The sequence below is a fragment of the Pseudomonas sp. SWRI51 genome (assembly GCF_014268825.1).
GTDB classification, from domain to species: Bacteria; Pseudomonadota; Gammaproteobacteria; order Pseudomonadales; family Pseudomonadaceae; genus Aquipseudomonas; species Aquipseudomonas farsensis.
On sequence record NZ_JABWRG010000123.1, the window covers coordinates 1 to 13,286 of the forward strand.

At 62.3% G+C, this 13,286-nt stretch carries 14 protein-coding genes; 7 read left to right on the forward strand and 7 right to left on the reverse strand.

Translation table 11 applies throughout. From position 1 onward, the window contains the following. Positions 1-271: 271 nt before the first annotated feature. Positions 272-1,555 (forward strand): FAD-binding oxidoreductase, encoded by a 1,284-nt coding sequence (locus tag HU720_RS22270; RefSeq protein WP_186522986.1) that lies wholly within the window; start codon positions 272-274, stop codon positions 1,553-1,555. Positions 1,556-1,606: 51 nt separating this feature from the next. On the opposite strand, the gene HU720_RS22275 is transcribed toward HU720_RS22270, so the two are convergent. Continuing rightward, positions 1,607-2,350, reverse strand: a complete 744-nt coding sequence (locus HU720_RS22275) for a peptidase C39 family protein (RefSeq protein ID WP_186523007.1) — start codon at positions 2,348-2,350, stop codon at positions 1,607-1,609. A 154-nt stretch (positions 2,351-2,504) separates the two neighbouring features. On the opposite strand from HU720_RS22275, the gene HU720_RS24445 reads away from it, so the two are divergent. Together HU720_RS24445 and HU720_RS22280 are read left to right on the forward strand one after the other, a co-directional pair. Further along, a complete protein-coding gene (locus HU720_RS24445; RefSeq protein ID WP_225917112.1) occupies positions 2,505-2,684 on the forward strand; it encodes a hypothetical protein in 180 nt (59 codons plus the stop codon). A 73-nt stretch (positions 2,685-2,757) separates the two neighbouring features. Next, positions 2,758-3,102: a hypothetical protein gene (locus HU720_RS22280; RefSeq protein WP_238337774.1), complete on the forward strand. Its 345-nt coding sequence runs from the start codon at positions 2,758-2,760 to the stop codon at positions 3,100-3,102. A 24-nt stretch (positions 3,103-3,126) separates the two neighbouring features. On the opposite strand, the gene HU720_RS22285 is transcribed toward HU720_RS22280, so the two are convergent. The 3 genes from HU720_RS22285 to HU720_RS22295 form a co-directional block, all read right to left on the reverse strand. Further along, positions 3,127-3,912, reverse strand: a complete 786-nt coding sequence (locus tag HU720_RS22285) for a DUF4253 domain-containing protein (protein WP_346656606.1) — start codon at positions 3,910-3,912, stop codon at positions 3,127-3,129. 86 nt (positions 3,913-3,998) lie between these two features. Continuing rightward, complete coding sequence (locus HU720_RS22290) at positions 3,999-4,160, reverse strand: DUF2986 domain-containing protein (protein ID WP_186522990.1); 162 nt, start codon at positions 4,158-4,160, stop codon at positions 3,999-4,001. Between the two features lie 92 nt (positions 4,161-4,252). After that, on the reverse strand, positions 4,253-4,948 hold the full coding sequence (locus HU720_RS22295; RefSeq protein WP_186522992.1) for a DUF1963 domain-containing protein: 696 nt from the start codon (positions 4,946-4,948) through the stop codon (positions 4,253-4,255). A 203-nt stretch (positions 4,949-5,151) separates the two neighbouring features. Between HU720_RS22295 and HU720_RS22300 the strand changes: the two genes are divergently transcribed. Beyond that, entirely contained in the window at positions 5,152-5,649 is a 498-nt protein-coding gene (locus HU720_RS22300) for a heme-degrading domain-containing protein (protein WP_186522994.1), read from the forward strand. Here HU720_RS22300 and HU720_RS22305 read toward each other — a convergent pair whose 3' ends face one another. After that, positions 5,650-6,879 (reverse strand): DUF1835 domain-containing protein, encoded by a 1,230-nt coding sequence (locus HU720_RS22305; protein WP_186522996.1) that lies wholly within the window; start codon positions 6,877-6,879, stop codon positions 5,650-5,652. A gap of 225 nt (positions 6,880-7,104) precedes the next feature. Between HU720_RS22305 and glsB the strand changes: the two genes are divergently transcribed. Beyond that, positions 7,105-8,025 carry a glutaminase B gene (gene glsB / locus HU720_RS22310; protein WP_186522998.1) on the forward strand — a complete coding sequence of 307 codons (921 nt, stop codon included), beginning with the start codon at positions 7,105-7,107 and terminating at the stop codon, positions 8,023-8,025. Between the two features lie 48 nt (positions 8,026-8,073). Here the strand turns inward: glsB and gorA are convergent, their stop codons facing one another. Both gorA and galU read right to left on the reverse strand, forming a co-directional pair. Beyond that, positions 8,074-9,429 carry a glutathione-disulfide reductase gene (gorA, locus tag HU720_RS22315; protein WP_186523001.1) on the reverse strand — a complete coding sequence of 452 codons (1,356 nt, stop codon included), beginning with the start codon at positions 9,427-9,429 and terminating at the stop codon, positions 8,074-8,076. A gap of 184 nt (positions 9,430-9,613) precedes the next feature. Further along, a complete protein-coding gene (galU, locus tag HU720_RS22320; protein WP_186523003.1) occupies positions 9,614-10,453 on the reverse strand; it encodes a UTP--glucose-1-phosphate uridylyltransferase GalU in 840 nt (279 codons plus the stop codon). Between the two features lie 415 nt (positions 10,454-10,868). Here galU and dkgB point away from each other — a divergent pair, with 415 nt between their 5' ends. Together dkgB and HU720_RS22330 are read left to right on the forward strand one after the other, a co-directional pair. After that, positions 10,869-11,672 (forward strand): 2,5-didehydrogluconate reductase DkgB, encoded by an 804-nt coding sequence (gene dkgB / locus HU720_RS22325; RefSeq protein WP_186523005.1) that lies wholly within the window; start codon positions 10,869-10,871, stop codon positions 11,670-11,672. Between the two features lie 54 nt (positions 11,673-11,726). Then, positions 11,727-12,881, forward strand: a complete 1,155-nt coding sequence (locus tag HU720_RS22330) for an MFS transporter (RefSeq protein ID WP_186523011.1) — start codon at positions 11,727-11,729, stop codon at positions 12,879-12,881. Positions 12,882-13,286 lie beyond the last annotated feature (405 nt).

Sequence of the window (13,286 nt, forward strand, 5' to 3'; positions counted from 1 at the left end):
ACAATTGGACTCGAACCAACGACCCCCACCATGTCAAGGTGGTGCTCTAACCAACTGAGCTATGTGCCTGTCGTGTGTGGCGCATTCTACCGGCTGGAAAACCGCTGTCAACTATTTTTTTAACGCTAACCTACTGAATCTTAAAAATATTTAGAGAAGAACCTGGACAAGGAGCGCGTAAAGGATTTTCGCCGGACGACTAGCGGGTGTTTATTATTATTGATAGCATCGGTACATTCGTTAAAAATATAAAACACGAGGTCTCTCGAGCATGGCTAACACCCCCTACCCCCAGTCCTACTACGCCGCCTCGGCCAACCCGGTGCCGCCACGTCCGGCGCTGCAGGGTGAGGTGGAAACCGACGTTTGCATCATCGGTGCCGGCTACACCGGCCTATCGAGCGCCCTGTTCCTGCTCGAAAACGGATTCAAAGTCACCGTTCTGGAAGCGGCGAAGGTGGGTTTTGGCGCTTCCGGGCGCAACGGCGGCCAAATCGTCAACAGCTACAGCCGCGACATCGACGTGATCGAACGCACTGTCGGCCCGAAAGAGGCACAACTGCTGGGTCAGATGGCTTTTGAGGGCGCGCGAATCATTCGTGAGCGGGTAGCCAAGTACAACATCCAGTGCGACCTGAAAGACGGCGGTGTCTTCGCAGCCCTGACCAGCAAGCAGATGGGCCACCTGGAGTCGCAACAACGCCTGTGGGAACGCTTTGGCCACACCCAGCTTGAGCTGATGGACCAGAAGCGTATCCGCGAAGTGGTTGCCTGCGACAGCTATATAGGCGGCATGCTCGATATGAGCGGCGGCCACATCCACCCACTGAACCTCGCCCTGGGCGAAGCAGCAGCCGTGGAGTCGCTGGGCGGCGTCATTTACGAACAATCCCCGGCTGTGCGCATCGAGCGCGGCGCCAACCCGGTCGTGCATACCCCGCAGGGCAAGGTACGCGCCAAGTTCATCATCGTTGCCGGCAACGCCTACCTGGGCAACCTGGTACCGGAACTGGCCGCCAAGTCCATGCCGTGCGGTACCCAGGTGATCACCACCGAGCCGCTGGGCGAAGAGCTGGCCCGCACCCTGTTGCCGCAAGACTACTGCGTCGAAGACTGCAACTACCTGCTCGACTACTACCGCCTGACCAGCGACAAGCGCCTGATCTTCGGTGGTGGCGTGGTCTACGGGGCGCGTGACCCGGCCAACATCGAAGCGATCATTCGCCCGAAGATGCTCAAGGCCTTCCCGCAGCTCAAGGACGTGAAAATCGACTACGCCTGGACCGGCAACTTCCTGCTGACGCTATCGCGCCTGCCGCAAGTGGGCCGCATCGGCGACAACATCTATTACTCGCAAGGCTGCTCCGGCCATGGTGTGACCTATACCCACCTGGCGGGCAAGGTGCTGGCCGAAGCACTGCGTGGCCAAGCCGAACGCTTCGACGCCTTCGCCGGCTTGCCGCACTACCCGTTCCCCGGCGGGCAAATGCTGCGCGTACCGTTCAGCGCTATTGGCGCCTGGTACTACAGCCTGCGAGACCGCCTGGGCTTCTGATCGTTACTACAGCGCCGGCTTGGTCCCCCTATGCGGGGGAGCAAGCCGGGGTCACTGCCCGAGGCTGTTGAGCGCTTGCTTGGCAGCAATTTCCTGCCCGGACCGGGCCAGCTCATCTGCAGCCTGCAGCCAGCGCTTGCGGTCCACCTGCGCCGGCAACTGACGCGGCGACTGCACCAGCACTGCCCAACTGCCATCCTTGGCCCACGCCGAAGCAAACGCATCGAAGCTCATCAACTGCCGCCGATGCATGCCGCTGCGCAGTAGCACCCGATGCTTGTAGCGGTCATAGCCGATCAGTACTGCATAGCGCGGCTCGCTCCACCAGATAGACCCTTCCTGATAACGCACCAGCACCGGGTAACCGGCGGCGACCTGGCTGAGCAAGGCGTCCAAGTGTTTGTCGAGCGGGTAGACCACCCTACCGTACTCACGGGCCACGCGCGGTATGCCGGTATCCAGCGAGCCTGCGGCCTCGGGCAGGCCGAGGGCTTTGTCGAGCAGGCCTGGCGTAATAGGGGCGCCCTGCTGTGACAGTACCGCGGCCAGCGCCATGGAACCGCTGTGGTTGGCATTGCCGCGGTAGAACGGCACGCTGCTGATTTCGGTACGTTGCGGCTCGCCTTTGACCGCAGGCGCCGGGGCACTGGCGCAGCCGCTCAAGACAGCCGCCACCAGGCACGCGGTTAACAGACGACGTGGGCCGTAACGCAAAGGTTTGGAAGGTGTTGGCAACATGGGCTCTCGCTTGATCCACTGCCGGGCAGCCAGCGCCCGGCTTTGAGCTGCGATGATAGGTCCCCAGGCCGCGCGGGTATAGCCCGGCGCAGGCATGTCAGGAAATAACGCAAGGCATAGACCTAAGGTCAATTGAACGTCACACACTACCGGCTAGACTAATGATGTGTCTGGAAGGCAAGCCTGGCTTGCCGCAGAAATGGAGGCACACATGAGCCTGACTATGGCAATTCTGATGTTGGTAGGTATGTGGCTTAGCGTTGCAGCGGCCATGCTCTGGGGTGTTCTGCGTATCGTGCGCCGGCATGCCCACCCTCACCCCACCCGCACACGCCCTCAGCCACGTGCGCTCCCCGCACACCGCGCGCCACGGCAGGTTGGCGCACACTGATCGGATCTGCCGCCAGCGCGCCCTGGCGGCAGGCTCTGTCTGGCAAGAGCAAATTCCACTATCGTAGCGTGGCGTGGCAGCCGCCCTTTGGCGTCAGCTCTTTCAGCATGCAAGGCCCTTAACCATGCTCACCCCCAGACTCACCACACAGAGCTTGCTGCTGGTTGCGGCCGCGTTGGTAATGCCGATTGTGGGTATCGATGTTTATCTCACGCTGGCTCTGGGCCAGGATAATCCGTACCTGTATCTGCTGGCTGTGCCGGCGGCAGTGGTTTCGTATGTGTTGGTACAGATCGCCTTGATCATCGCGTTTGTCACCGGCGGGCGCTTCACCACTGGCAAAACGGGTGCTGTATTGGTGCTCGGCTGGGCGCTCGCAGTGGCATTTCTGTTGGTACGTTTTTTCTATTCGCACTAACCGAAACCAGGCCAAGCCCTGTTCTCACTCGGTGTAACGCAGCCATACATGTGCGCGCCCAATGATCGCCTCGGCAAACACCGCAGCCATGCGCGGCCGGTCTGCAACGTTGTAAAGCGCACACAAGTCTTGCGCCAGCGCCTGAGCCAGCGCCGCGTCAGCAGCCTGGGCCCGCCAAAAGCCCATATATGACGCCCCAACCCCCATCAGCTCATAGCCATGGTTCTGCGCCAACTGCCGCGCAACAGCGTGGTTCTGCGCAGGGTCAAGGTCGATGGTGAAGTAGCCATTGGGGAAGGCCGCCAACGTGTCATAACTCTGCTCTACAGGCACCACCAGCGCCGAAACTGGCTGATCAAGCAAGGTCACCGGGTGCTGCTGGTAATCCAGCCACTCCTGCAACGCCTGCTCGTCCAGGGCCAAACCGTGGGCGCACGCCCCTTCGAAGGTGGCCGGCGCCACCGCAGCCCTGAAATTGCGCAGACAGATACCAAACTCGGCCTTGGTGCACAGGTAGCCCAGGTATTCGCCGTCTTCGAAACACTCCGCTGGCAATGCCGCCAGTTCCTCTTCGCAAGCACCGGCAAGGTCGAGGTTGTTTGCGGCATGGCCTGAGGTATAGCGGGCCTGATGGCGATCATCGAGGGTGAACAGCGCCCTGCAACCGGGGTGGTTGGCGCTGATAGTGCGGGCAGCAGCTGCCAGCTCGCTCAGGCTGCCGATGGCGCTCAGGCGATATTCGTCGCAGAGCCCACCACTGAAGTTGTCGGTGGTTTCGCTGCCGATAAAGTGGATTTCCATGGCGGGCATTCATGTCCTTGTCGTGGCGTGCCAAAGACCCTTAACTCAAACCCTGCCAGCCAGCAAATGCTCAGCGCACTGGCGCGGTTCGGTTTTTAGCCCTCGGCGGCCAGGGTCGCCTGCTGCGCGGCTTCGTCGGCCAGGCGCTGGCGCTCGGCTTTGCAGATGTACTTGTCTTTACTCTTCGGCGCGAGCTTGGCGCTGGCTTTCTTGGCGTTGGCCTTGAGCAACTGATTGATCTTTTTGCGGCGGTTCATGGGGGGGTGCTTCCATCGGGCGGGTCGGCGCGCACGATACAGCAAATTGCAGAACCTGGGGGCCGCCCCACTACAGGCCCGCCCCCAATTTTTCAATAGAAGTCGTAGTAGATCGCCCACTCTCCGGTAACCCGGTGCTTCCAGAACATCAGGCTGCCACTGTCCACCACGTTGAGGCCGATCTTGCCGTCAGACGATATCTGAAACACGAACTCGAAGTCGTCGCCAGGGTAGACCCCGGACTGGCAGAACGAGGGATAGCCGCCGATCTTATGCTCGTAGCAGTGTGTGACCATGTCGTAATAGCTTTCGATGTGCCCGGCCCGTTCCAGCGCCAGCACTTCGCGCTCCAGATCGCACGGCACACCGCCGCCATCCCATAATGGGTAATCCTCAGCGACCGCTTCGACCTTCAGCGGGAATGGCTTGAGGAAAGAACCGGGCACTGCCAGCTCCTTGCGTACCAAAGGCTCGTCAGTGCTGTACTCGCGAATCAGCCAGTTGCCGCCCATCGGCTCGAATTCATCGGGGAAGGCTGCACTGATGAACACCGTAAGCACGCGCACCCCAGCCAGCATTGGGCTGGAGAACGGCAGTGCTGGCAGGTAAAACTGTGCATAGGGCAGCATCTGGTCGCCCGCCGCATTGAGCGGGATGTCCTCATCGGGGCGGAACAGAAACACACGCCCCAACCAGCTTTCATCATCGGCATGAGTGGGCCGAAAACCGCCTGCCACGAATTTGCTGGCTGGCCGCGCCAGGCGCTGTCTGATCGTTTCAATATCCATGCAGGCAGAAAGCTCCTTTGCTGATCGGTAACAACCTAGAGACTGAAGTGTACCCTTCAGTCACCTGCTGTTTTAATGCGTAGCTGGACAAGCCAATGATCATATCCGGACTGTGTGGGGAGGTCAGTACCGACTGGCCACTGCTACGCTTGCCAGATACCGGGCGTTGATCCGGGCGAGATTCTCTACTCAGGAGTGTACCCATGGCCCTCTGCGACGACCTGGCCCTGCTGATCCGCCAGGAACAGTTGCTGCAGTTCGAGCATTTCGACGAAGACATTGCCTGGCAGCTCGGTTCGTGGCTTGTACAACGCGCCCAGAGCGAGGGCTGGCCGGTGCTGGTCGAGATACGCCGCTTCGAGCGCGTGCTGTTCACCGCCAGCCGCCCCGGCGTCACCCCACACCACCACGACTGGGTGCGCCGCAAGAGCAACACGGTACAGCGCTTCCTGTGCAGTTCTTATCGAATCGGCCACCAACTGGCCATTGACCAGAAGGACATCACCCAGCGCTACAACCTTCCCGCCAGCGACTATGCCAGTGCTGGCGGAAGCTTCCCGCTTAGCGTGAAAGGCGCCGGGGTGATCGGCTGCATAACGGTGTCGGGGCTGCCTGAGCGCCAGGACCACCAGCTGGTTATCGACGCACTGTGCGAACTGCTTGGCCACGACCGCACCGAGCTGTCGCTAGCTGAAAAATGATCAGGCACGCACCCGGCGCAGCTCGACCTGCCCCGCGTCATTGACCACCCAACCCTGCCCATCGGCAACGCGCACGCCACCGACCCAGCGCTCGGCAGGTGTATGATCCAGCCAGTTTACATGCCCGGCCAGCACCTGTTCGCCCAGCGTCGTCAGGCGCAGCGTGCGTTGCTGCCAGCCATCGCCCGGCCCTTCGTGCAACAGCGGGCGCGGCGTATCGATCAGCGGGCGCAACAGCACACTGAACATCAAGTCCCCCAGATACGGCAGTGGCTCGTCCCGCGCCATCAGTTCGGCAAACACGCGTGCGGCCGGCTGCTCGCCCAGGCGCGCGACAATGCGCAGCGTCAGGCGCTCGGTCAGGCTCAGGCCATCAACCGCCCCGGGGAGCTCTTGCAGCTGCCGAGCCAGCGCGCCTTGCAGCAAAGGCAACGGCGCATGGGCAGTGGCTGCGAGTGCGGCCCAGGCCCGGGGGTCGGGCGCGGTATAGGCAGCCCAGGCCTGACGCGCCAGCAACAAAGCCTCCTCGCCCACGCTGCGGCGCTGTGGCCACAGCCAGGCAAGCAGGTCCGGGGCCAACTGGCCGATCCCGATAAAACGCTGCACACCCGGCACCCGGTCGATTTCGATCAACTCAAGACGGCGCGGTACACAGGGCAGGCTGGCAAAGACGCGAATCAGGAACAGCTGATCATAGGCATCGGCTTCACACCACAGCACCAGTTGGCTGTCAGCGCTCAGTTGCTCCAGCGCCGAACGCAGGCGCGCCTGGCGCTGCTCGACGTCGTGCATGGACATGCCGAATACACGCGCTATGTAGGCGCTACGTGCCGGCCAGTAGTCATGGGCGGGCACCGGCCCCATGACCATCGGGTCGTCGAACATCTGAAACGTGCCGGTAAAGCCTGCCACCCGCAAGCTGTGCTCGATATCGTTACCACAGCGCCAATGCTGCACTTGCGCCTCGCCTTCGGTGGCAAAGCCTGGGTGGCGGGCGGCGAACGCCACGGCATCGGCGTGGGCCTTGAGCTTAGGCCAGCTGGCAAAGCCAACCTGGCGCGCCAGCAGCCACTGGGTATCGGCCAGGCGGTAGTCGGGGCCAGGCAGGCCGAGGCTGCGCAACTGGGTGCGGGTGTCGTCGTCGAGGTGCTTGAGCAGGCGCTTGGCGTGTTTGCGCAACGCCGGCAGGTCGATCAGGCCGTGGTGACGGGATGCATGAATGGCAGGCATGCCAACTCCTTTCAGGGCTCGGTCCGCCGACAAGCCGGGAGCTGGAATGTAATGAAAGCTTCAAGTGCCTGGGCAACCCCTTCGCGCGGACCGCGGGCGCAGCAGGCGCCTTGTGGCGGACTCTAACGGCTCGCACACAGACATGCAAACGATGTGCTTCACGGCCGGCTGCCAGCGTCTATCAGGACTTCCCGAATGCGCCCTGCTTTCGCACCAGGACTCTCCATGCAAGCACTCCTGCAAGAAATCCTCGACCACGTTCGCCCCTTGCTCGGCCACGGCCAGGTGGCGCAATACATCCCAGCACTGGCCCAGGTCGCCCCTGACCAACTGGGCATTGCCGTGCAAAGCCTGGATGGCCAGTTGCACTGCGCCGGGGATGCGCGCACGCCGTTCTCGATCCAGAGTATTTCCAAGGTGTTCAGCCTGGTGCAGGCCATTGGCCACAGCGGCGAGGACATCTGGCAGCGCCTCGGTTACGAGCCCTCTGGGCAGGCGTTCAACTCGCTGGTGCAACTTGAGGTGGAAAAGGGCCGGCCACGCAACCCGTTCATCAACGCCGGCGCCCTGGTGATCTGCGACATCAACCAGTCGCGCTACGCCACCCCTGCCCTGTCGATGCGCGATTTTGTCCGGCGCCTGGCGGCCAACCCACGCATCGTCAGCGATGCGGTGGTTGCCGAGTCGGAATACCAGCACCGCGCCCGCAACGCCGCCATGGCTTACCTGATGCAGGCGTTCGGTAACTTCCACAACGATGTCGATGCAGTGCTGCGCAGCTACTTCCACCACTGCGCGCTGTCGATGAGCTGCGCCGACGTTGCCCGGGCCTTTGCCTTCCTGGCCAATAGCGGCTACTGCCCGCACAGCGGCGAGCAGGTGCTGAGCCAGCGCCAGGCGCAACAGGTTAACGCCATCATGGCCACTAGCGGCCTGTACGATGAGGCCGGCAACTTCGCCTATCGGGTTGGTTTGCCGGGCAAGAGCGGTGTCGGGGGTGGCATCGTTGCGGTAGTGCCGGGGCGCTACAGCATTTGCGTGTGGTCGCCGGAGCTCAATGCGTCGGGCAACTCGCTGGCAGGCTTGCGGGCGCTGGAGTTGCTCAGTGAGCGAATGACCGGGTCGGTGTTCTCGGCAGTGCCCTGAGGTCTCGGCAGTGGCCTGGTTAAAACCAGGCCACTGCCGAATGTTGCGTCAACGGGTCACGGTGCGCATGGTCACAAACTCTTCGGCGGCCGTAGGGTGCACGCCAATAGTATCGTCGAACTGCTGCTTGGTTGCCCCGGCCTTGAGCGCGATGCCCAGGCCCTGGACGATTTCACCGGCGTCCGGGCCAACCATGTGGCAGCCCAGTACTTTGTCGGTGTCGGCATCCACAACCAGCTTCATCAGGGTTTTCTCCTGGATGTCGGTCAAGGTCAGCTTCATGGCGCGGAAACGGCTTTCGAAGATTTGCACCTTGTGCCCCGCCTCCAGTGCCTGCTCCTCGGTCAGGCCGACCGTACCGATCGGCGGCTGGCTGAATACCGCGGTAGGGATGTTCTGGTAGTCCACCGGGCGGTACTGCTCGGGCTTGAACAAGCGCCGCGCCACGGCCATGCCTTCGGCGAGGGCGACCGGGGTCAGCTGCACACGACCAATCACATCGCCAATGGCCAAAATCGACGGCGCGGTAGTCTGGTATTGCTCATCGACGCGGATATAACCCCGCTCGTCCAGCTCGACACCGGTGTTTTCAAGGCCGAGGTTATCCAGCATCGGCCGGCGCCCGGTCGCATAGAACACGCAGTCGGCAACCAGCTCGCGGCCATCCTTGAGCGTGGCCTTGAGGCTGCCGTCAGGTAGCTTGTCGATACGCTGGATGTCGGCATTGAACTGCAGATCGAGGCCGCGTTTTTCCAGCTCTTCCTTGAGGTGGGTGCGCACCGAGCCATCGAAACCGCGCAGGAACAGGTCACCGCGGTACAGCAGCGAGGTGGCAGCGCCGAGGCCTTGGAAGATACCCGCAAACTCCACGGCGATGTAACCGCCACCGACTACCAGCACGCGGCGCGGCAATGCTTTGAGGTAAAAGGCCTCGTTGGAGGTGATGGCCAGCTCCTTGCCCGGAATATCCGGCACCTGCGGCCAGCCGCCGGTGGCGATCAGGATGTTGGCAGCGCTGTAGCGCTGGCCGTCGACATCGACTTCGTTGGCCCCGGTGATGCGCGCGTGCCCCTGCAGCAGGGTCACGCCACTGTTGACCAGCAAGTTGCGGTAGATGCCGTTGAGCCGCTCGATCTCGCGGTTTTTGTTGGCAATCAGCGTGCCCCAGTCGAAATGGCCCTCTTCGAGGGTCCAGCCGAAGCCTGCGGCCTGCTCGAGCTCGTCGGCAACGTGGGCGCCGTACACCAACAGTTTTTTCGGCACGCAGCCAACGTTGACGCAGGTGCCTCCGAGGTAGCGGCTTTCAGCCACCGCCACCTTGGCACCGAAGCCTGCGGCAAAGCGCGCGGCGCGTACACCGCCGGAACCGGCGCCAATCACGAACAGATCAAAATCGTAAGCCATGCAATGAGTCTCCTGGGCAGACGCCCAGCATAGCGCCGTTGCCGGCAGCAAACAAAAAACCGCTGAAACGCAAAGGCCGCGCTGCGGCCCATCGCGCTACATGCCGACCCCCACAACTACGTGGGAGCGGGCTTGCCCCGCGATGGGCCGCAGCGCGGCCCCGGTTCAACCTGGCAGTGGCTTATCAGTAAGCCTTGCCGGTCTTGTAGTAGTTCTCGAAGCAGAAGTTGGTAGCGTCGATGTAACCCTCGGCGCCGCCGCAGTCAAAGCGCTGGCCCTTGAACTTGTAGGCAATCACGCAACCGGCCTGCGCCTGCTGCATCAGTGCGTCGGTGATCTGAATCTCGCCACCTTTGCCAGGCGGGGTGTTCTGGATGATATCGAAGATATCCGGGGTCAGGATGTAACGCCCGATGATGGCCAGGTTCGACGGAGCATCTTCCGGCGCCGGTTTCTCGACCATGTTGGTCACACGGAAGATATCGTCGCGGATCATGTCGCCGGCAATAACACCATACTTGTTGGTTTCCTGCGGATCGACTTCCTGGATGGCGATGATCGAGCAGCGGAACTGGTTGTACAGCTTGACCATCTGGGTCAGTACGCCATCACCATCCGGGTTGACGCACAGGTCGTCCGCCAGCACCACGGCGAACGGCTCGTCGCCGATCAGCGGGCGGCCGGTCAGAATCGCGTGGCCCAGGCCTTTCATCTCGGTCTGGCGGGTGTAGGAGAACGAGCACTCATCAAGCAGGCGACGGATACCGACCAGGTACTTCTCTTTGTCGGTGCCCTTGATCTGGTTTTCCAGCTCGTAGCTGATGTCGAAGTGGTCTTCCAGGGCGCGCTTGCCGCGGCCGGTGACGATGGAAATCTCGCTCAGGCCGGCGTCCAGGGCCTCTTCAACGCCATACTGGATCAGTGGCTTGTTCACCACCGGCAGCATTTCCTTGGGCATGGCTTTGGTAGCGGGCAGGAAGCGGGTGCCGTAACCGGCTGCCGGGAACAAGCATTTCTTGATCATATACGTCCTTAACGAAGGGCTTTGCGTACGAATTTCGGCGCAGTCTAATCAGGCGGCGGTCACCTTACAATGCCCCGCCCTCGTACGACCGATGCCATGATAGAGATATCCCAGTGTAGTTAGTTCCAAGGGATCGTAAATATTGCGCCCATCGGACAGCCCAGGCACGCGCATCAGCCCGTGAACACGGGCCAATACCCGCATTGCAACCGCCAGTGATGACTATGCCATGAGCGCTTTGCAGCAAACTGATGAACGTATCCCGACCCTATGGATTAGCGCAGGCAGCACGGGGTTTTTGAGCCGGATTCGTGACTGCAAGGCAAAAGACCTTGGCGCATGCGCGCCTTAATCCCTCGGAGTAAAACACGCAGACTGCCGGTCATAACGTTTCACATCCGGCAGGAGCATACCCATGAGCATTCCTTCGTTTGGCCTCGGCACCTTCCGTCTTAGCGGGCAAACCGTCATTGATTCGGTCAAGGCTGCACTTGAACTGGGCTATCGCGCCATCGACACAGCGCAGATCTACAAGAATGAAGGCGAAGTTGGCCAGGCCATTGCCGAGAGCGGCGTGCCGCGCAGCGAGCTGTTTATTACCACCAAGATCTGGGTCGACAACTACGCCGCCGACAAGCTCATCCCAAGCCTGCGCGAAAGCCTCGCCAAGCTGCGCACCGACCACGTCGACCTGCTGCTGATCCACTGGCCCGCGCCGGGCAACGGCGTTGCGCTGGGCGAGTACATGACGGCAATGGCAGAGGCCAAGCAACTGGGCCTGACCCGCCAGATCGGCGTATCCAACTTCAATATCGAACTGACCCGCCAAGCCATTGAGGTGGTAGGTAAAGGCGAGATTGCCACCAACCAGGTCGAACTCAGCCCCTATCTGCAAAACAGCAAGCTGGCCGCCTACCTGAATGACCACGGCATCACAGTCACCTCCTACATGACCCTGGCCTACGGCAAGGTGCTCAAGGACCCGCTGCTGGCCACAATTGCTGCCAAGCACAAAGCCACCGTTGCGCAAGTGGCACTGGCCTGGGCCTTGCAACTCGGTTACGCGGTGATCCCGTCATCGACCAAGCGCGAAAACCTTGCCAGCAACCTGCTGGCGCAGGGCCTGCACCTGGATGCAGACGACATGGCGCAGATCGCCAGCCTGGAACGTAACGGCCGTGAAGTGAGCCCGGACGGCCTGGCGCCGGAGTGGGACTGAGCGACGGCCATGGAACACACGCCCCCTTCTGAAACCCGCACCCTGGAGCGCCCGATGAGCACGCCCTCACCCAAGCGGGTGCTGTTCGCCCTGGCCATCGGCGCCTTCGGTATCGGCACCACCGAGTTCACGCCCATGGGCCTGTTGCCGGTGATTGCCGATGGTGTCGGGGCGAGCATCCCCAGCGCCGGCATGTTGATCACCGCGTACGCCATTGGAGTCATGGTCGGCGCACCGATCATGACCTTGCTGTTCAGCCGCTTTGGCAAGCGGGCGGCGCTGATGATGCTGATGGGCATCTTCACTGTCGGCAACCTGCTCTCGGCGTTTGCGCCGGACTACTACACCCTGCTCGCTTCCCGGTTGATCACCAGCCTCAACCACGGTGCATTCTTTGGCCTGGGTGCGGTGGTGGCAGCCAGCGTGGTACCCAAGGACAAACAGGCCAGTGCCGTGGCCACCATGTTCATGGGCCTGACCATCGCCAACATCGGCGGCGTGCCGGCCGCCACCTGGCTGGGGCAGCAGGTGGGCTGGCGCATGGCCTTTGCAGGCACGGCGGTGTTGGGCGTGGTGGCGATTACCGCACTTTGGTACGCCCTGCCCAAGGGCGAGCGCGGCCAGGTGCCGCATGTGCGCAAGGAGCTGGCGGTGATCGCCCGGCCGCGCGTGCTGCTGGCCATGGCCACCACGGTGCTCGGTGCCGGAGCCATGTTCACCTTGTACACCTACGTCGCCCCGGTGCTCGCCGAACTGACCGGCGCCGGCGATGGGTTTGTGACACTCGGCCTGGTGCTGATCGGGGTGGGTTTCACCTTGGGCAACAGCCTGGGCGGCAAGCTGGCGGACTGGTCGCTGGACGGCGCAGCGCGGATCTTCCTCGGCACACTGGCGGTGATCATGCTGTTGATGCCGCTGGTGCTCGGCAGCCATGTCGGCGCCGCCCTCGCCCTGCTGGTCTGGGGGGTATTCACCTTCGCCGTGGTTCCGCCGCTGCAAATGCGGGTAATGACGGCAGCCATCGAAGCGCCGGGGCTTGCATCGTCAATCAACGTCGGCGCGTTCAACCTAGGCAACGCGCTGGGTGCTGCGCTCGGCGGCGCAGTCATCAGCCTGAACCTGGGTTACGCGGCGGTACCGATGGCTGGCGGGCTGCTGGCAGCAGCGGGCTTGCTGCTGGTGTGGCTGGGTGGGCGCAGCAAGGCCTGAATGCTGCGAGGCTATCAGTTCTGTACAAGCCTGTTGCGGCCTCATCGCAGGCTGTCGCCAGCTCTCATAGAACAAACGCTAACTATCTGATTTATATGGATAACGTGGGAGCGGGCTTGCCCCGCGATGGATGGCACCGGCGACGCCGGTATCGCGGGGCAAGCCCGCCCCCACGGTGCCCAGTTCTCTGTGCGACAGCGCAGCCCGGAAGGGCTGGGTGATCTCCCACGGGAATCCGGGCCAGGCCTCAATAGAGCGGCTGCGCGCGGTTCAAGTGGGAGATTCTATGGTTTTGTACAAGCCTGTTCTCGCCAGACATATCTCCTTGGGGCGAGCTCACTTGTGGCGAGCGGGCTTGCCCCGCGTTGGGCTGCGCAGCAGCCCCTTGGGTTTTCAGGGCTGCTG

Coding starts and splice junctions, on each gene's coding strand:
- HU720_RS24445 (WP_225917112.1), top strand. CDS start 2,505: ATGAGCCTGACTATGGCAATTCTGATGTTGGTAGGTATGTGGCTTAGC.
- HU720_RS22330 (WP_186523011.1), top strand. CDS start 11,727: ATGAGCACGCCCTCACCCAAGCGGGTGCTGTTCGCCCTGGCCATCGGC.
- HU720_RS22270 (WP_186522986.1), top strand. CDS start 272: ATGGCTAACACCCCCTACCCCCAGTCCTACTACGCCGCCTCGGCCAAC.
- galU (WP_186523003.1), bottom strand. CDS start 10,453: ATGATCAAGAAATGCTTGTTCCCGGCAGCCGGTTACGGCACCCGCTTC.
- glsB (WP_186522998.1), top strand. CDS start 7,105: ATGCAAGCACTCCTGCAAGAAATCCTCGACCACGTTCGCCCCTTGCTC.
- HU720_RS22305 (WP_186522996.1), bottom strand. CDS start 6,879: ATGCCTGCCATTCATGCATCCCGTCACCACGGCCTGATCGACCTGCCG.
- dkgB (WP_186523005.1), top strand. CDS start 10,869: ATGAGCATTCCTTCGTTTGGCCTCGGCACCTTCCGTCTTAGCGGGCAA.
- HU720_RS22290 (WP_186522990.1), bottom strand. CDS start 4,160: ATGAACCGCCGCAAAAAGATCAATCAGTTGCTCAAGGCCAACGCCAAG.
- gorA (WP_186523001.1), bottom strand. CDS start 9,429: ATGGCTTACGATTTTGATCTGTTCGTGATTGGCGCCGGTTCCGGCGGT.
- HU720_RS22300 (WP_186522994.1), top strand. CDS start 5,152: ATGGCCCTCTGCGACGACCTGGCCCTGCTGATCCGCCAGGAACAGTTG.
- HU720_RS22295 (WP_186522992.1), bottom strand. CDS start 4,948: ATGGATATTGAAACGATCAGACAGCGCCTGGCGCGGCCAGCCAGCAAA.
- HU720_RS22285 (WP_346656606.1), bottom strand. CDS start 3,912: ATGCCCGCCATGGAAATCCACTTTATCGGCAGCGAAACCACCGACAAC.